22 protein-coding genes and 1 pseudogene are annotated in these 17,840 nt (G+C 51.5%); 8 read left to right on the top strand and 15 right to left on the bottom strand.

Features of this window, described 5'->3' with window-relative positions; genetic code table 11:
- Positions 1-37 precede the first annotated feature (37 nt).
- Both WCI03_06085 and WCI03_06080 read left to right on the top strand, forming a co-directional pair.
- Complete coding sequence (locus WCI03_06085) at positions 38-1,339, top strand: malic enzyme-like NAD(P)-binding protein (protein ID MEI8139421.1); 1,302 nt, start codon at positions 38-40, stop codon at positions 1,337-1,339.
- A complete protein-coding gene (locus tag WCI03_06080) occupies positions 1,336-2,334 on the top strand; it encodes a tRNA-dihydrouridine synthase (GenBank protein ID MEI8139420.1) in 999 nt (332 codons plus the stop codon). Before WCI03_06085 ends, WCI03_06080 begins: the two co-directional genes overlap by 4 nt.
- Before the next feature lie 69 nt (positions 2,335-2,403).
- On the opposite strand, the gene rpmB is transcribed toward WCI03_06080, so the two are convergent.
- The 4 genes from rpmB to WCI03_06060 all read right to left on the bottom strand — a co-directional run bounded on the left by rpmB (position 2,404) and on the right by WCI03_06060 (position 4,661).
- Positions 2,404-2,631, bottom strand: coding sequence for a 50S ribosomal protein L28 (gene rpmB / locus WCI03_06075; GenBank protein ID MEI8139419.1), 228 nt, complete (start codon positions 2,629-2,631; stop codon positions 2,404-2,406).
- A gap of 84 nt (positions 2,632-2,715) precedes the next feature.
- Positions 2,716-3,375 (bottom strand): type II secretion system protein GspJ, encoded by a 660-nt coding sequence (locus WCI03_06070; GenBank protein ID MEI8139418.1) that lies wholly within the window; start codon positions 3,373-3,375, stop codon positions 2,716-2,718.
- A complete protein-coding gene (locus WCI03_06065) occupies positions 3,375-3,869 on the bottom strand; it encodes an FHA domain-containing protein (protein ID MEI8139417.1) in 495 nt (164 codons plus the stop codon). The genes WCI03_06070 and WCI03_06065 overlap by 1 nt, the downstream gene beginning before the upstream one ends.
- 156 nt (positions 3,870-4,025) lie before the next feature.
- Positions 4,026-4,661 (bottom strand): corrinoid protein, encoded by a 636-nt coding sequence (locus WCI03_06060; protein ID MEI8139416.1) that lies wholly within the window; start codon positions 4,659-4,661, stop codon positions 4,026-4,028.
- A gap of 267 nt (positions 4,662-4,928) precedes the next feature.
- On the opposite strand from WCI03_06060, the gene WCI03_06055 reads away from it, so the two are divergent.
- The 5 genes from WCI03_06055 to WCI03_06035 all read left to right on the top strand — a co-directional run bounded on the left by WCI03_06055 (position 4,929) and on the right by WCI03_06035 (position 9,852).
- Positions 4,929-6,155, top strand: coding sequence for an AraC family transcriptional regulator (locus tag WCI03_06055; protein MEI8139415.1), 1,227 nt, complete (start codon positions 4,929-4,931; stop codon positions 6,153-6,155).
- A gap of 112 nt (positions 6,156-6,267) precedes the next feature.
- Complete coding sequence (locus WCI03_06050) at positions 6,268-7,536, top strand: acetate kinase (GenBank protein MEI8139414.1); 1,269 nt, start codon at positions 6,268-6,270, stop codon at positions 7,534-7,536.
- Positions 7,537-7,557: 21 nt separating this feature from the next.
- Positions 7,558-8,565 carry a phosphate acetyltransferase gene (pta, locus tag WCI03_06045; protein MEI8139413.1) on the top strand — a complete coding sequence of 336 codons (1,008 nt, stop codon included), beginning with the start codon at positions 7,558-7,560 and terminating at the stop codon, positions 8,563-8,565.
- A 29-nt stretch (positions 8,566-8,594) separates the two neighbouring features.
- Positions 8,595-9,290 carry a zinc metallopeptidase gene (locus WCI03_06040; GenBank protein ID MEI8139412.1) on the top strand — a complete coding sequence of 232 codons (696 nt, stop codon included), beginning with the start codon at positions 8,595-8,597 and terminating at the stop codon, positions 9,288-9,290.
- Positions 9,291-9,303: 13 nt separating this feature from the next.
- Entirely contained in the window at positions 9,304-9,852 is a 549-nt protein-coding gene (locus WCI03_06035) for a DJ-1 family glyoxalase III (GenBank protein ID MEI8139411.1), read from the top strand.
- Here the strand turns inward: WCI03_06035 and WCI03_06030 are convergent.
- The gene (locus WCI03_06030) at positions 9,842-10,363 is read right to left on the bottom strand and encodes an adenine phosphoribosyltransferase (GenBank protein MEI8139410.1); all 522 of its coding nucleotides are present in this window, start codon (positions 10,361-10,363) and stop codon (positions 9,842-9,844) included. The genes WCI03_06035 and WCI03_06030 overlap by 11 nt on opposite strands.
- Before the next feature lie 204 nt (positions 10,364-10,567).
- Between WCI03_06030 and WCI03_06025 the strand changes: the two genes are divergently transcribed.
- A complete protein-coding gene (locus WCI03_06025) occupies positions 10,568-11,221 on the top strand; it encodes a tetratricopeptide repeat protein (protein ID MEI8139409.1) in 654 nt (217 codons plus the stop codon).
- An 85-nt stretch (positions 11,222-11,306) separates the two neighbouring features.
- Here the strand turns inward: WCI03_06025 and tatA are convergent.
- From tatA to WCI03_05975, 10 genes and pseudogenes are all read right to left on the bottom strand, one after another.
- Positions 11,307-11,441, bottom strand: a pseudogene (tatA, locus tag WCI03_06020) (twin-arginine translocase TatA/TatE family subunit).
- Positions 11,442-11,501: 60 nt separating this feature from the next.
- Complete coding sequence (smpB, locus tag WCI03_06015; GenBank protein MEI8139408.1) at positions 11,502-11,978, bottom strand: SsrA-binding protein SmpB; 477 nt, start codon at positions 11,976-11,978, stop codon at positions 11,502-11,504.
- A 14-nt stretch (positions 11,979-11,992) separates the two neighbouring features.
- A complete protein-coding gene (gene rpoZ, locus WCI03_06010) occupies positions 11,993-12,229 on the bottom strand; it encodes a DNA-directed RNA polymerase subunit omega (protein ID MEI8139407.1) in 237 nt (78 codons plus the stop codon).
- Positions 12,230-12,326: 97 nt separating this feature from the next.
- Positions 12,327-13,976, bottom strand: a complete 1,650-nt coding sequence (gene groL / locus WCI03_06005) for a chaperonin GroEL (protein ID MEI8139406.1) — start codon at positions 13,974-13,976, stop codon at positions 12,327-12,329.
- 43 nt (positions 13,977-14,019) lie between these two features.
- Positions 14,020-14,307, bottom strand: a complete 288-nt coding sequence (locus tag WCI03_06000; protein ID MEI8139405.1) for a co-chaperone GroES — start codon at positions 14,305-14,307, stop codon at positions 14,020-14,022.
- Between the two features lie 68 nt (positions 14,308-14,375).
- Complete coding sequence (dnaK, locus tag WCI03_05995) at positions 14,376-16,298, bottom strand: molecular chaperone DnaK (protein ID MEI8139404.1); 1,923 nt, start codon at positions 16,296-16,298, stop codon at positions 14,376-14,378.
- A 389-nt stretch (positions 16,299-16,687) separates the two neighbouring features.
- A complete protein-coding gene (locus WCI03_05990) occupies positions 16,688-16,864 on the bottom strand; it encodes a hypothetical protein (GenBank protein ID MEI8139403.1) in 177 nt (58 codons plus the stop codon).
- Positions 16,865-16,977: 113 nt separating this feature from the next.
- Positions 16,978-17,178: a DUF2283 domain-containing protein gene (locus tag WCI03_05985; GenBank protein ID MEI8139402.1), complete on the bottom strand. Its 201-nt coding sequence runs from the start codon at positions 17,176-17,178 to the stop codon at positions 16,978-16,980.
- Positions 17,175-17,414, bottom strand: coding sequence for a DUF4258 domain-containing protein (locus tag WCI03_05980; GenBank protein ID MEI8139401.1), 240 nt, complete (start codon positions 17,412-17,414; stop codon positions 17,175-17,177). The genes WCI03_05985 and WCI03_05980 overlap by 4 nt, the downstream gene beginning before the upstream one ends.
- 124 nt (positions 17,415-17,538) lie before the next feature.
- Positions 17,539-17,814, bottom strand: coding sequence for a helix-turn-helix domain-containing protein (locus tag WCI03_05975; GenBank protein MEI8139400.1), 276 nt, complete (start codon positions 17,812-17,814; stop codon positions 17,539-17,541).
- Positions 17,815-17,840 lie beyond the last annotated feature (26 nt).

Raw genomic sequence — 17,840 nt, 5'->3', positions numbered from 1 at the left:
GTATATTGTCCGCTCGTTTGATGCAATGAGGAGCCTTATGACCCAGAAAAATAAAGAAATTCTCGATTATCATGTCGGCGGCAAAATCGGCATGCGCACCACTAAAAAACTTTTGGGGCCGGACGATCTGTCGCTTGCCTACACGCCCGGTGTTGCCCTGCCCGTCAAAGAAATTGCTCGTGACCGTGAAGCACTCTATCGCTGTACCGCCAAGGAAAATCTGGTGGCCGTAGTCTCTGATGGGACGGCGATTCTTGGACTTGGCGACCTCGGTGCCGAAGCCAGTATTCCCGTGATGGAAGGAAAAGCCGTTCTATTCAAGGCTTTTGGTGACGTTGATGGATGGCCCGTTCCTGTGAATCACTGCCGCATGGAGGGGCAGAATACCGGCAAAACCGATCCTCAGCGGGTCATCGATACGGTGATGGCCATTGCCCCGATGTACGGGGGAATCAATCTGGAAGATATCGCCGCACCCGCCTGCTTTGAAATTGAGGACAAACTTGATGCCATGCTGGACATCCCTGTTTTCCATGATGACCAATGGGGTACTGCCGTGATTACCCTGGCAGCGGCCATGAACTACTGCCATATTTCACAACGTTCACTGGATGAGTTGAAAATCGTCATCAACGGCGCGGGTGCGGCGGGCATACGAATTTGCGAAATGCTCAAGGCGGCGGGGGCAAAAACCGTCATGTTGTGCGATACAAAAGGCGTCATTCGCAGTGATCGCAGTGATCTCAGCGGTAAAAAGAAAGAACATGCCTTCGCCACGTCCGACACTACCCTGACAGATGCCTTGAAAGGGGCACACATGTTTATCGGCGTTTCAGCCGCCAACTGCGTTAAGCCCGCTTCGATTTTGACCATGGCCTCGCAACCGGGCATTTTTGCAATGGCCAACCCAGATCCGGAGATTCGTCCTGAAGATGTGGCTGAAGCCATGGGCAATAAACCCTATGTGATGGCCACTGGCCGTTCGGATTATCCGAACCAAGTCAACAATGTCCTCGGGTTTCCTTTCCTTTTCCGTGGCGCACTCGATGTACGGGCACGGACCATCAACCTGCCGATGAAAGTGGCGGCGGCGAAAGCGCTAGCCGACCTTGCGCGCCAACCGGTTCCGGCTGAGGTCAAAAAACTCTATGGAACCGATCTGACATTCGGATCCGGGTATATCATTCCCAAACCCTTTGACCGTCGACTGTTCCTTGAGGTGCCGACAGCCATTGCGGAAGCGGCTGTGGCGTCTGGAGCGGCTCCCCAACGGGATCTGAGCGGCTACCGAGCCCAATTAATGGAACGTGACCGTGCCCGGTCTTTTCTAAATTCATGAGCCTCCCCCTCAAGCTTAGAATCGGCCCGCTGGAATTTGACACCCCGATTCTGTTTGCACCGTTGGCGGGATACTCGGACTTCGCATTTCGGATGAGCCTCCGCGCACTAGGTGGGCTGGGCTTCGCCTATACTGAAATGCTAAGCCCCGCGAGCCTTTTAATTGGTAAAGCCCGACGCCTAAAATCCCTGACGGCAACATCAGATGAAGATTTACCGCTTGGCCACCAGATCTATGGGGCTCACTATGATACCCTTTGTGCCGGAGCGGTATTGCTCGAACAGCGGGGCGCACAATTGATCGATATCAATATGGGGTGCCCCCAGCGCAAGATTTCCGTTCAAGGGGCTGGCGCAGGGCTTTTACGGGATCCCAAGGAAGCGATCCGAATCGCGGCTGGAGTCGTTAAATCGGTGAAGATTCCCGTCACAGTCAAGCTTCGGCTGGGCTGGGACACAGAGAGCCTTGTGGCACACGAAATGGTTCCTGAACTCGAAGCCGCCGGGGTGGCAGCCATCACTATTCACGGCCGCACTCGATGTCAGGGATTCAGCGGCGAAGCCGATTTGCAGGGAATTAGAACAGTGGTGCAGGCGGCCAAGCGAATACCGATGATCGGGAATGGAGACATAACCTCACCTGCGGCGGCCCTTCGGATGTTCGAGGTGACGGGTTGCGCAGGCATCATGCTGGGACGTGGCCCTCTGAAACACCCCTGGCTGATCCGCGATATCTGGAACGAAATGAGAGGCATGCCTTCCGCGCCCCCCCCTTCCCGCGCGGAGTGGGTGGATTTTGCCGGAGCCCATTTTGAGCGGATGGTCGAACTGTATGGCCCCATCGGAGCCACCCGGCTTTATCGAAAATGGATTCCTCAATATCTCCGCCGGATGCTGGCCGGCCGTCGGCATCTGGTGGAAATGATGCAACTTGAGGATGCGGTGGAAATGCGGCACGCCATTGAGGCGCTCCGGGAAATCAGATCCATTGATTAAAGGAAAAAGGCGCAGAGTTTTCACTCCACGCCCTTTGAACAACTGACAAAACGAAAGTTCGTTCTGCCGTTAGCCCTTAACCACTTTGCCAGAACGAATGCATCCAGTGCAAACAGTCTTGCGAATAACGCTTCCGCCCTCTTTCACGCGAATCTTCTGAAGATTCGGCAAGAATTTCCGGCGGGTAATCCCCGTGGTATGTAAGCCGATACCGCCCTTGGCCTTAGCCAAACCATGACGTACAATTCGATTGCCCGTGCTAACCGTTTTATCACAAATTTCACATGCCCTACCCATCGGTCGTCTCCTTGAATTAATGAGGGGCAGATAATAGATATCTCCCCCACATGACGCAAGATAAAAATCTTAAGAAAAGAAAGTTCACCGCTTTGACTTCCCGCTGGGCACGAGATTACCAGCAGGAATGAATACCTCCATTCGAGCCGTTTCCAGTGATGTATCGGTTCGCCAATCCAAACGAAGACGTGCCGCACGGGGCACCAGTAACCGGTTGGAAGAGCTCCATGTGTTGGTCCAACCTGTATCCGCAAGCACGGACACTTCAAAAGCAGTCACATGATCTAAAAGAGTATTGCTGACAGCTGGCGAAAGGGCGTTCGAGCCCCACAAGCTCATGGTTTCACGAACCAGCCGTCCCTCTGTATCCGCATCCATGAGAATTAGATTGTATCGAATCCGAGAGACTTCCAAACTTGAAAAATCGGTCTCTGGCGCAGGAAGACTCCCGGCGGAGAAGGCGAGCGATGATATCTGGGGGGTGTTACTACCACTACTCTGGCTCTCCAGAACAAAGGCCGGAAGATTAGTGGAGGGTACTTGGGCGCACTGGACTAAATCCTGCCGCAACTGTTCCAGCGCAGAATATGCAGATTCCTGCCGACTGCTTTGCTGACGGCGTAGCGAAGCTGTTATGGTCCGATAAACCAAGGCGGCGGCAGATAAAATCAAAGCAGACACAGACAGTGCGACCAAAATCTCAACCAGCGTCATGCCAGCATGTCGCCTACCTCGGGGAGCCATCAGGCGAAAAACATCCTGACGATAAAAAATGCAAGTGCCGCGACTACCAGAACCATCAACCCGATGGTTAATATCACCCAGGGCTTCCGATTATCTTTGCGATTGCCGAACGGCGACGCCGTATGAAAATTTGGAGGGATATGAACCGGTTCTGCCATAACTTCTATCTTGGCGGTATCAGATGCCGTTCCGGAATCTACCTCAACGTCCTGACCATCAAACATCAACTCAACACTGCCTACCTGCAAAATATCCTTTGGCCGCAACCCCGTTTTTGTAACTCCGGAACCATTTAGACGCGTGCCATTGGTAGAGCCAAGATCAATCAGCGAGAATTTATTTCCATCCCTAACGATGCTACAGTGACGACCAGATATCGAGACGTCATCAATCGGAATTTGGTTCTGAGTGCTTCGACCGATGAATGTTTCATCATGCTTCAGTTCAAATTTTTTCCCTTTTACTGTACTCGACATTCCAATCAAGACGGCCATATAAATCCTTTCACCGTAAAATTGAGAAAAAATATTATGTCACGATTAGAGTCGAGATTAAAGATAATTCTGAGAAAAGAAAAACTGAACGGAACCATTAATACAACAAAAAAAGGGGCTTGGCGATGATTAGCGCCAGCCCCTCGGTAAAAAGTACTAGGCCAATTTCTTGGCTAAATCCGCGGCAGAGGCAGCATCGGGAGCATAGCCATCAGCACCGATCTCATCACAGAACGCCTGGGTTACGGGCGCCCCGCCAATCATCACTTTCACTTTACCGGCAAGGTCGGATTGCTTGAGTGCCACCACGATCTCTTTCATATTTGTCATGGTGGTGGTGAGCAGTGCCGAGGCACCAATCAATGAGGCATTGTTGGCCCGTGCTAACTCAATAAACTTAGCCGGTTCAACATTGATCCCCGCATCCACCACCTTGAAACCGCCGCCCTCAAGCATCATGCCAACCAGGTTTTTACCGATGTCATGAAGGTCGCCCTTTACCGTGCCAATCACCACCACGCCACGAGGCTCGACCTTGGCCGCCGCCAGTGCCGGCTTCAAAATCTCCATTCCGGCTTTCATCGCACGCGCCGCGATCAACACTTCCGGGACATAAACTTCGTTCTTCTTGAAACGTTCTCCGATAATACCCATACCGCCTAATAACCCTTTATTCAAAATATCCGCAGCACCGATGTTCTCGTTCAATGCCTGCTGAACCAATACTTTGACGTCATTGGCCTTGCCCTTCATCAATGATTCCTTAATCTGTTCCAAAACTGCGCTCATCATATACTCCTTTTGTTTGCTGAAGATCTATTCATTCCTTAATGGGGAACGAAAATAGCATTCCATAAGATTATCAAAATAGCTGTTTCTAGCCCTCAAATACGACGTTCTTGCTGTATATCACATTTTTAATGCTAAAACGGGCCATTCACGAATTGAATCTCCACTTGACGTAATGCCAACTAAACTGGAGATTATCAATTATTAGTGAATTATAATAAAATTCATTTCCCCGAACCGAAATAATACGAATACGCAATGATTGCCGTTATGACAAGTCTCTCCAAGCGACTTCTCAGTGAAATATCGCGTGATGTCCGCAGGGTCACAGGGATACGACCCTTTTTCATGGATCTTAATGGGTGCACGAATCGGGAGACCGATCCTATCGGCGTGCCAATTTTGAAAATCAATAAACTTCGAATCTACGCCCTTCACGAGAGTGTCAATATGGGCTGTCCATATTTTTTTGAAACCATGCCGGGACTCGGAAGTTGGGTGGTCGCACTGGAACACCGCAGGATTATCCATGGCGCCTTAATCGGGGGTGATGTGCTTTTCAAGGAAAACCAGCGACCAGAAGCGGACAGTGTCCGCCACCTGATCACCCTGGGGTTATCCCCTGCTCAAGCTCATGACTATTACGCGAGCCGCCCCATTCTCTCTCTTAGCGAACGCAACGAAGCGGCCAGCTATCTCGAGCACACCTTCTATCAGATGAGCGGATGGAAGGCGGTTCATATGAACGAAAACCGCCTCAGGAGACAGCAGCAACAACAAATCGCCGAAGCGATCGAAGATCAACAACAACGGGGTGCTCCGACAGCTTATCCCTTCGAAAAAGAGCGCATTCTGCTCTCGCATATCCGGGCAGGTGACCAGACCGGAGCCCGTCGTGTACTGAATGAGATGCTGGGCGCCATGTATCTGACCACACCCAAGCTGGTCGTACTGCGAGCCCGTGCTATTGAAATGATGGGATATCTCACCCGTGCTGCCGTGGAAGACAGCCCCGTCATGGAATCCCTTATTGAGCGCAATCACCAATGGATGGAGCGCCTGATCCGTGCCCGCGATTTTGAAGCCCTGGCACGAGTTCTCACGGACGCCCTGAATGACTTTATTGAAGGCATTTACCTTCACGGCTTTAATCGCTCCAACACCCACGTCACAAAGGCGCTTGATTTCATCGCACATAACTATATGAAGCCCATCCAACTAAAGGACATCGCGAAGGAAGTGGGCTTGAGCCCTTTTCGATTGGCTCACGTAGTCAAGGAGCATAGTGGAAAGACACTACTCCAGATTATCATTCATACGAGGGTTCAAAATGCCCTTCAACTGCTGGGAAACACTGATAAATCCTGCACAGAAATTGCCTATCAGGTGGGCTTTAATGACCAAAGCTATTTTATCAAGCACTTCAAACGATTGACCGGCGTGACCCCAGCCCGCTACCGCCGCACACGGATCATCCCCGAAACGAGCCCTCTTTAAATACACATGAATGAAAATTTTTGGCGTATATGCTTGAACTCCCTATTACACTCATGCAATTATATCGTGATTTTTTTAACGGCTAAACCTTTTGTGTTTCTAAGGAAATATTATGTCTGCTGCTATATCACTACGCGGGCCGGTTAACGTGCTCGTTGTTAACGCCGGAAGTTCATCCCTGAAATTCACCATGTTTGCCATGGATCACGAGAAAATTCTTGCCAAGGGGATTGTGGAGAGAATCGGACTCAATGAGCCCTTCTTGAAATATGAGCGCTTTGACGGCAGTTCTTTTAAGGAGCAGGCGCTCGTATCTAATCATGCTGAGGCCTTAAAACTGGTATGCGCGAAACTGGTTGAACCTGAAGTGGGGGTCTTAAACAGTCTGATGGATGTCGAGGCCATTGGACACCGTGTTGTGCATGGCGGAGAGAATTTCCATGACTCGGTCATTGTCACAAACGAAGTAAAAAACAATATTCACGAATGCGCCGCACTTGCCCCGCTTCATAATCCCCCCAATCTCGGGGGGATTGAAGCATGCCAATTGGTTTTTGAAGGGGTTCCGAATGTCGCCGTTTTCGACACCGCGTTTCATCATTCCATGCCGGCCTCGTCCTATCTCTATGCCATTCCTTATGACTATTACGAGAAGTATGGAATCCGTAAATACGGATTCCATGGCACGTCCCATAAATTTGTTTCGTATGCCACCGCCAACCTGTTAAACGCTCCCTTGGGAGAGCTTAAACTGATTACGGCGCATCTTGGAAATGGCGCAAGCATCACTGCAGTGGAACGCGGAAATGTCCTAGATACCAGCATGGGCATGACCCCGCTGAACGGGCTTGTTATGGGAACCCGATGTGGTGATATCGATCCGGCCGTAGTCCTTTACCTCGCCCGACGCGGAATGACGCCGGACGCCATCGATAAACTTTTGAATAAATGTAGCGGCCTCCTTGGCGTCTCCGGAATTGGCAGCGGAGACATGCGTGATAACATTGCGGCGGCCGAGGCCGGCAACCTCCAAGCCCAGCGCGGCATCCGAATGTTTGTTCAGCGATTAGTCTCGTATATCGGTTCCTACTTCACCCTGCTGAATGGCGCCGATGCCGTGGTTTTCACCGGGGGAATCGGAGAAAATAGTTCCTATATCCGCGAACATACAATCCGCAAACTTGAATCTCTGGGCTGCTATCTGGATCCCGAGAAAAACAACACTGCGATCGGACGTCCCGCAATTATCAGTACTCCGGAAAGCAAGCTGAAAGCCATTGTCATGCCGACCAATGAGGAATTAATGATTGCCCGGGAAACCGTCCGTTTATTATCAGTCCCCGACAACCCCATCCTCCCCTGCCCTGCCTGCATCAAATAATATCCGAAAGATCCTTTACATATGTCACTACTTGAATCACTCATTCCAAAAGCTCGCGCTGCTCACCGTACTCTTGTTCTGGCCGAAGGTCATGATCCAAGGGTCATGCAAGCGGCGGTAAAAATCACCCAACAGGGAATCGCTAAAGTCATCGTACTGGCCACTCCGGAGGAAGCTCAAATTAGCACTGCTGGCATCTCCTTTGCCGGACTCCCTGTCACACTACTGGATTATCCCCATTCCCCGGATTTCGAACGTATCGCGCAGGCGTTATTTGAAATTCGTAAACATAAGGGAATCACCATTGAGCAGGCACACTCTCTTCTGAAGGATCGCCTTTATTTCGGTGATATGATGGTTCGGATGGGGCTGGCTGACGGATTGGTTGCCGGCAGCATTGCCTCCACCCCCGACATGGTGCGCGCGGCTTTTCAGTGCGTCGGCACAGCTCCGGGTATCAAAACTGGAAGCAGCTTCTTTGCGATGGAGTTAACCAAGCCAACCCCTTCCGGCGATAAAGTCCTGCTGTACTCCGACTGCGGCGTCAATCCTGACCCCACAGCTGAGCAGTTGGTGGATATTGCCTTGGCGACCATTGCCTCTCACAAAGCACTGATAGGTGGACAAGCGCGCGTCGCCATGCTTTCGTTCTCTACACGAGGGAGCGCACAACATCCCTTGGTGGACAAAATGATCAAGGCGACAGAGTTAACCCGGAAACGCGTGGCAGAACTAGGATTAGATGCCGTCGTCGATGGCGAACTTCAGGTGGATGCCGCAATGATTCCCAACGTCGCCGCCAAAAAATGTCCGGATAGTCCCTTAAAAGGATCGGCCAATATCTTTATATTCCCTGATCTTCAAGCGGGTAACATTTCTTACAAAATAACAGAACGACTTGCCGGAGCCATTGCTTACGGGCCCATTCTTCAAGGTTTGGCAAAACCTGTAAATGATCTCTCCCGCGGGTGCAGCGCAGATGATATTGTCGGCGTTGCCGCCATTACTATCTGCCAGTCCTTATGTTAAAACCGACAATGATCAGGAGGTTATAAACCATGTTTTTCGATCCTCTGTATTTTTTATTTATCGGGCCAGGCATGGTGCTGGCTTTGATTGCCACCTTCAAAGTTAAATCCACATTTGCGCACTATTCGCAAACCATGGCCGCCTCCGGCATGACCGGAGCGGAAGCCGCACGCCAGATGCTTGCCCGGAACGGCGTAACAAATGTTAAAATTGAACGGGCCAGTGGTTTTTTAAGCGATCATTATGATCCTACCTCCCACACCCTGCGTTTGTCGGAGGGCGTTTATGACTCCACATCCCTCTCGGCCATTGGGGTGGCCTGCCATGAAGCCGGTCATGCGTTACAACATGCTTCAGCCTACGTCTGGTTGGGCCTCCGTTCTTCTTTGGTTCCAGCAACCCAGATTGGCAGTTGGGGCTCTTATATCTTCTTTCTGCTGGGTATGTTTATGCACAACCCGAAAATGATTCTAATCGGTGTCATCCTTTTCAGTATCACGGTTGTATTCTCGCTGATCACCCTGCCAGTTGAATGGGATGCCAGTGCGCGAGCCAAAAAACTCATGGTTTCATCAGGGATCGTCAGTATCCGCGAACAGGAAGACGCTGGACGGGTGCTGAATGCCGCCTTTTTGACCTACGTGGCATCAGCCATCACCGCCCTGCTCACCCTGCTCTACTATCTCTACCGTGCTGGTCTGCTCGGGGGGCGGAGAAACGACTAGGGAATTCAAGCCTATGCCTAACGTTCTTGTCCCCATCGCCAATGGCACCGAGGAAATGGAAGCGGTTATCATTATTGATATCCTACGCCGTGCCCAGTGGGGAGTCACCGTGGCGGGAATTGAACAAGGGATTTTAACGGCATCGCGCGGTGTCCGCCTGATACCAGACAAACAATGGGCCGAAATTATCCCCTCCGAGTATGATATTCTGATGATCCCTGGAGGCGGACCGGGAGTGGAGAAATTCCTTAATTTTAAGCCATTATTGGCAACCATTCTAGAATTTCATCAGGCAGGAAAATGGATCGGTGCCGTTTGCGCAGCACCCCTTACCTTGCAGGCGGCGGGAATTCTGACTGGTAGAAATGTAACCTGCCATCCGGGCGTCGCCAGCCGACTCACCGTCACGCCAAGGCTCACGGCACCTACCGTCGTTGATGGCCGTATTGTCACAAGTCATGGAGCCGGAACCACTTTTGACTTCGCACTAACCCTGGTGCGCCTCGTGGACAACGCCGCCAAGGCTCAAGCCATTTCCGAGAGCATTGGCCTCAATATTTGATTGGGGCAAACAAGTTATAGCCGCCAAGCTTCTCACGCCCGTTCAGGAATCCAAGCTCGACGAGAAAGTCTATTTCCTCCACCTTCCCCCCAGCCCGCTCGATGAGCTTTGCGGAGGCCAAGGCCGTCCCTCCAGTGGCCAGAAGGTCATCCACCAACACGACGGGCTCGCCAGGCGAAAAGGCATCGATATGGATGGCCAGCGTGGCCGAACCATATTCGAGTTCATAGCTTTCTTCATAAGTCTGATAGGGTAATTTCCCTTTTTTCCGGATCGGTACAACGCCAGCTTTCAACTTATAAGCCAAGGCGGCACCAAACAAGAAACCACGGGCGTCAATCACCGCAATTTTGCGAATACCCTTGTCTCGATGGCGTTTGGCGAACAAATCGACTGCAGCCCGAAACAGTTTCGGATCCTTAAGAACCGGCGTAATATCCTTGAACATGATTCCTGGGTGGGGAAAATCAGGCACATCGCGAATTGCAGCCTTAAGTCTTCGTACGCTCATAATAGCCTCCTCATACTCATTTGAATGACATTGAACAGGAGTTAACGTAACAAAAGCGAAACCATCAATTCAAGAATCTTCCACACCAGCCCAATGATCGCCGCCTCTACAATACGAATAACGAGTTTCAGATTTTGATCTTGCTTCAACCGGCATACCCGTATTAAATGCCTGAACTTTTCAGACGTAAAGGGATTGATCATCATGACAAATAATAATGAACCGAACCATGGGCAACCGATTGGACACGAACTAGGAGCTTCATTGGAGTCAACGGGTGCGGAATGGCGGAACTGGCTTGTTACAGGCGGGATTGCAGCCATCTTGATTCTCGCGGTGATACTCTACCGATCCAACAACGCCAATAACGAAGAGAAAGCCTCCAGGATGCTCGGGGAAGCCCGCAACAGTCAGGCACTGCAATCAATCCTCACACAGTATCCGAACACCTCAGCCACCAAATTAGCCCTGCTACAATTGGCTAAGGCTCAGTATGACAACAGCGACTTTGTAGCGGCTCAGTCCAACTATCAGGAATTCCTATCGAAATATCCCGATCACCCCATGGCTGCCATGGCTGAACTGGGAAAAATCCATTGTACCGAGGGGCTGGGCAACACAGAAGTTGCATTAACGGCCTTTACTCAATTTGCCGCCAAGCATCCCCAGCACTTTCTGATGCCCATGGCGATATTCGGAAAAGCGCGATGCCTGCAGGATTTGAAGCGTTACGTCGAGGCCCGCGCTACCTATGAGGATTTTCTGGCCAGCAATCCCAAGAGCCCGTGGCTGAACGATGTGAATGAGGCCCTGAAGCAACTTGATTCCGAGGCCCGTCGGCCAAGCATCAAACTGTAAGCAGCAGCCAGTAAGCATGACCGACTGCTCACTGCTTACTGTCTTCATCCTTCTTCCCGGTATCCGTCGGACCCGGTTTCGCGGCCTCATCACGGCCCTTCTTGAATTCGCTGAGGCTTTTCCCCAGAGAACGAGCCAAATCAGGAAGTTTGCGGGCGCCAAACAACACCACGATCACCAGGAGAATCACCAATAATTCAGGCCAACCTAAATTACGCATAATACCACCCTTTCGTAATTGGACACCCACACCTTACCTGAAAAATAAAGCGATCACCAACTACCAATCACGCGACATGGCGCGACGAGTTTCCCGATCCGCATCCTTTTTCCGCAGGGTATCCCGTTTATCCCCATCCTGCTTCCCTTTGCATAGCCCCAATTCGACCTTGGCCCAACGCTTATGGAAATACATTTTCAGAGGAACCAGCGTGTACCCGTGCTGGGCAATTTTAGTTTTCAGCTTTTCAATCTCTTTACGATTCAAAAGCAAGGTGCGGGGACGTGTCGGTTCATGATTGAACTGGTTCCCGCACTCATACGGAGCGATGTGGACATCAGTCAACACCACACGTCCTGCTGCTGTAATAGTCGCGTAGCCGCCGGTGAGGGTCACATTACCACCACGCACCGACTTGACTTCGGTTCCCAGCAGTTCGATCCCAGCCTCAATACGTTCCACAACAAAATAGTCGTGAAACGCCTTGCGATTGGTGGCGGTTTTGTCCGCCTCTTTCTTATCCTTAGCGGCCGCCATGAAACAGTTCCAGTTTAATGACTGGAAGCAGCACCCGGAGATGACGGATCAAAGAATCCGATTTCGGCGGTCAACTTACCCTCAATAATTTCACGCAGGGCAATGTCCACCTTCTCTTCATTCGGGGTCAAGGGCTTGAGATAAGGCCGCATTCCGGCATTCAACTGACGCACGCGCCTTGAGATCATATTTACCAGCAATGGCACCGACGTCATCTTCAATTTGGCTTGTTCAATAAGTTCTGCGTTCAAAATCCACCTCCATATAAAGAAAAGTAAACGGGGCGCAGTGTATGCGCCCCGTTTACACAGGTCAACCGTTTTCTATAAACGGTTTATTGATACGGGCTTAGTACATCCCTCCGCCCATATCACCCATTCCGCCACCGCCGCCGGGCATAGGAGCCGGCTTGTCGTTGCTCGGAATCTCGGTAATCATGCACTCGCTGGTCAACAACAGCCCCGAGATGCTCGCCGCGTTCTGCAACGCCATACGGGTCACCTTGGCCGGATCCAGAACGCCTTCCTTGATTAGGTCGGTATACTGGCGGGTTGCCACATTGTATCCCATCGTGCCCTTGAGCTTCTTGACTTCCTGAACGATAACGGCGCCTTCGAGGCCGGCATTATCCACAAGCTGACGCAAAGGAGCTTCGAGACAACGGCGGATGATATCCACACCGATCTTCTCGTCACCTTCCGCGGTCATCTTATCCAACGCGGGCAAGCAGCGCAGCAGAGCCACACCACCACCGGGAACCACGCCTTCTTCCACCGCCGCACGGGTTGCGTGCAGGGCGTCTTCGACGCGGGCCTTTTTCTCCTTCATCTCAGTTTCGGTCGCAGCACCAACGTTGATGACGGCCACACCACCGGCGAGCTTCGCCAGGCGTTCCTGCAGCTTCTCGCGATCGTAGTCCGAGGAGGTCTCCTCGATCTGACGCTTAAGCTGGGCAACACGGCCCTGAATGGCGGTCGATTTCCCGGCGCCTTCCACGATCGTGGTGTTTTCTTTGTCAACGGTCACGCGTTTCGCGCGGCCCAGATCTTCAACCTTGACGCTCTCCAGCTTGATGCCGAGATCTTCCGTCAGGCACTTACCACCGGTCAGAATGGCGATATCTTCCATCATGGCCTTGCGGCGGTCGCCAAAGCCAGGGGCCTTGACGGCACAGATCTGAAGCGTACCACGCAGGCGATTCACCACCAGGGTCGCCAGGGCTTCGCCCTCGATGTCCTCGGCAATGATCAGAAGCGGCTTGCCCAACTTGGCAACGCTCTGCAACAGGGGCAGCATGTCCTGGAGATTCGAGATCTTCTTCTCGTAGATCAGGATATAGGGATCATCCAAAACGGCTTCCATGGCTTCCATGTTCGTGGCGAAGTACGGGGAGATGTAGCCCTTGTCGAACTGCATACCCTCGACCACATCCAACGTGGTCTCGATGGCCTTGGCCTCTTCAACCGTGATGGTGCCATCTTTGCCGACCTTATCCATGGCTTCGGCAATGATCTCGCCGATGGCGACTTCGCCGTTAGCGGAAATCGTCGCAACCTGGGCGATCTCAACGTGTTCTTTGACCTTCTTGGCCTGCTTCGCAATGGCTTCGACAACCACGGCAACAGCCAAGTCAATCCCGCGCTTCAAGCTCATCGGATTGGCACCGGCGGTTACATTCTTCAAGCCTTCGCGATAGATGTTCTCTGCAAGCAGGGTCGCGGTCGTTGTTCCATCACCGGCGGTATCGCTGGTTTTGCTGGCAACTTCACGAACCATCTGGGCACCCATGTTTTCAAACGGGTCGGGCAGTTCAATTTCCTTCGCAACCGTCACACCGTCTTTGGTGATGGTCGGGGAACCAAACTTCTTGTCCAGAATCACATTACGACCGCACGGGCCAAGGGTAACCTTGACGGCACGGCTCAACTTCTCCACACCACGAAGCATCGCCTGGCGCGCTTCGCTGTCATACTTGAGTTGTTTGCCTTTATCAGCCATTGTTTTTTCCTTCTTTTATTGTTACTTCAGAATTATCCAAAAATTACTCAACGATGCCGAGGATATCCTCTTCGCGCATGATCTGGTATTCTTTGTCGTTGATCTTGACTTCAGTGCCGCCGTACTTGGGCATCAACACTGTGTCGCCCACCTTGACGGTGAACGGGATCAACTTTCCATCTTCATCGCGCTTGCCGGTACCGATGGCAATCACTGTTCCTTCGGTTGGTTTTTCTTTCGCACTGTCGGGAATGATAATCCCGCCCTTTTTGACTTCCAATTCCTTCTTGGGCTCAACCAGAACCCGGTCACCTAACGGCTTAATCTTCATCTATTTGGTTCTCCTTTTCTTGTTTCTACTTCTTCGCAGCGGCTAACCAGTCGCCCCGCGTATTGTCCTTACTTCTTCTTATTCTCATCCACCATTTCAAAATCGGCATCAATCACATCATCCTTGCCGCCCTTGCCTTTGGCGCCTGCATCCGCCCCCGGCTCGGCATCCCCTACCCCGCCACCAGGATGCTGTGTCTTGGCTTGTGCATACATCTCGGCGGTGAATGCCTGCATCACCGTGTTGACGCCCTCAATGGCCGCCTTGATGGCATCATTATCACTGCCCTTGAGCGCCTCTTTCAGCTTCTCCAGTTCAGCTTCCACCGGCTTCTTCTTGTCGTCCGTCATCTTGGCGCCCTGATCCTTTATCAGTTTCTCAGTCTGGTAAACCAGATTGTCGCCCATATTGCGGGTTTCGGCCGTTTCGCGATTCTTGCGATCCTCATCCGCGTGATCCTCGGCATCCTTAACCATTTCCTTGATCTCGGAATCCGTCAACCCGCTGGAGGCTGTGATCGTAATCTTCTGCTCACGCCCGGTTCCCAGATCCTTGGCGGACACATGGAGAATTCCGTTCGCATCCACATCGAAGGTCACTTCAATCTGCGGCACACCACGCGCGGCAGGAGGGATGCCATCCAGATGGAACCGGCCAATGGTCTTGTTCTGGTCCGCCATCTTGCGCTCACCTTGAAGAACGTGGATTTCCACTGACGGCTGATTATCCGAAGCCGTACTGAAAATTTCCGTCTTCTTCGTGGGCACGGTCGTATTCCGCTCAATCAACGCGGTGAACACACGGCCTAGGGTCTCAATACCCAGGGAGAGAGGCGTCACGTCGAGCAAAAGCACATCCTTGACTTCGCCCTTGAGAATACCGCCCTGAATTGAGGCGCCAACGGCCACGACTTCATCCGGGTTCACACCCTTGTGGGGTTCTTTATTATAAAGATTCTTGGCCATTTCCTGAACCTTGGGCATACGCGTCATACCGCCCACGAGGACCACTTCATCAACCGTCGAAAGACCTGAATCCTTCATGCAGTTCTTCACAGGCTGCATCGTGCGTTCAATCAAGGGGTCGACCAACTGCTCCAGCTTGGCACGGGAGAGGGTCACATTCAAATGCTTCGGACCAGAAGCATCGGCGGTGATAAAGGGAAGATTGATGTCGGTGCTCAAAGCGCTCGACAATTCGCACTTGGCCTTTTCAGCGGCCTCTTTGAGACGCTGCTTAGCCATGGGATCCTTGGTCAGGTCAATCCCCTGCTCCTTCTTGAACTCATTCGCCAGCCACGTCATGATGGTGTCATCAAAATCGTCACCCCCGAGATGAGTGTCACCATTGGTCGCCTTGACTTCGAAGACGCCTTCACCGATATCCAGAACGGAAATATCAAACGTACCGCCACCCAAATCGTAGACGGCAATTTTCTCGTCCTTCTTCTTATCAAGCCCATAGGCCAACGAGGCGGCGGTGGGCTCGTTGATGATGCGCAAAACTTCCAACCCGGCGATGCGCCCCGCATCTTTGGTCGCCTGACGCTGACTGTCGTTGAAATAAGCCGGCACCGTGATGACCGCCTGGGTGATCTTCTCGCCCAGATAGGCCTCGGCATCCGCCTTCATTTTCTGAAGGATCATCGAGGAAATTTCCGGCGGCGAATACAGATTATCACCCACTTGAACATGGGCATCACCATTCTTGGCCTTAACGACTTTGTAAGGCACCAACGAGATCTCGCGGGCGACCTCCTCAAATTTACGACCCATGAACCGCTTAATCGAATAAATGGTGCTCTGGGAGTTCGTGATCGCCTGGCGCTTTGCCGCTTGCCCGACCAACCGTTCACCCGTCTTGGTGAACGCCACAATGGAAGGCGTCGTCCGCATTCCCTCAGCGTTAGGGATCACAACAGGCTCACCACCCTCCATGACCGCCATACAAGAATTCGTCGTTCCTAAATCAATTCCTAATACCTTAGCCATAAGCCAACTCCTTCCGATATATCGCAACAAAACAGTGCGAAAAAGATTTCATATTGAATGACATGATTTTACCTAAGCAATGAGCGTGCCATCATAACGCAAGCAGCTCATAAATAGAACGATAAACATCTATCAATTAACGAGTTAAAACTTTTTCACTATCTGTTTATCATTTATTAAAGACGACATCATGGAGACATTATGTCGCTCTACGTTAATCAAAGAGACGCCAAAGGTGACGAAATGTCGCAGAAGTCAATGTCAGCAGATTACAACATTCCCATTTACGGCCATCTAGGCATGTTGCGTTACGGCAACGGGATACCCTAGCCGACGATTTTCATCCGCCATACGAGCCACTGCATTTATCAATGCCCGTCCACTTCACTTCAGCCATTTGGCCATCTTCTCCCTGACTTGACCTGAGATATGGTTTTGCTGGCATCCGCCTGCTGGATGCCACTCTCGACCTTTGCCATGAACAACAGCCGCTCCATGACGTCTTCGATCGAACTATCGTCAGGCAACTCCTGAACAGCATGAAGTACTCTATCTTTGGTTGTCATGCATAAATAGTAGCATTGAGTTTAAATTCCGCAATAATATCGATATGCCAACGTCAGCGGCCAGGATCGGAGAGTGTGCGAGCCGTATGGTGCTACCGCTGGTTGGAAGGGTATTATGACGTTTGGAACTGGAAGTTCGCCAATTCTTCTGGTGTGGCTCTGGTCGAAATGCCTAGAAACTCCACGCCCACAACGCGATCATTGGCGTCAAAATCCAATACGACACCAGGGCGAACTTCTTCAGACTCCACGATGCGTCCGTCATCCAGCCGGAAGTAGAGGGCATCACTGTCTTTGTCGATTTTAATTCTCATTGTATTCTCCTCAGTCGTCGGTCAAAAAAAACGGTTACACGCCGATTCGGGAACGCCACAATATTCACAACTACTCGCAACCATCTCCCATCGTTCTCTGGAATTTGCTTGATGAAATGTCGAGTCCCATCATCATGGTCTTCAACCCGATCAGGTTCATCTTCTGCTCGCTGTGCCCAAGCCCGCAAAATGTTGCGCTCGCGCAGCATGTCCCCGAAATGATTCGTTTCATCCATATCGTTATATTACCAAGGGTTCTGGTTGGCGTCATTCATCATTTTCGCGAACGTTCACAATCTGGCTGAGGAGCGGAGCGACGATAGCCAGAATTGTGTGGTTCGCATTTTATGGATTCATCAATCAGGCAATTTTCAATGTCAACCGTTTGCCAATAGCCTCGGCGAATTTCTCCAGAGTGGATAACCTGATGTCCTCCGCGTGATTCTCAATCCTGGAGATGGCCGATTTCTTTGTGCTCAGGCGTGTGGCGACCTCATCCTGCGTGAGCCCCGCTTTTTCGCGTGCCGTACGAAGGACGAGTCCGATCTTAAACTGTTCGTACCCGGTTTCAAATCCAGCCGCAAAAGCGGGGGACCGCTTTTTCCGTTTCTCAATGTATTTCTCTAGATCATCCATGGCTTTACCTCCGTCTTATGTGATCG

The organism is bacterium (genome assembly GCA_037143175.1).
GTDB lineage: Bacteria > Verrucomicrobiota > Kiritimatiellia > CAIKKV01 > CAITUY01 > JAABPW01.
This window is presented reverse-complemented; position numbering and strand designations above follow the sequence as displayed.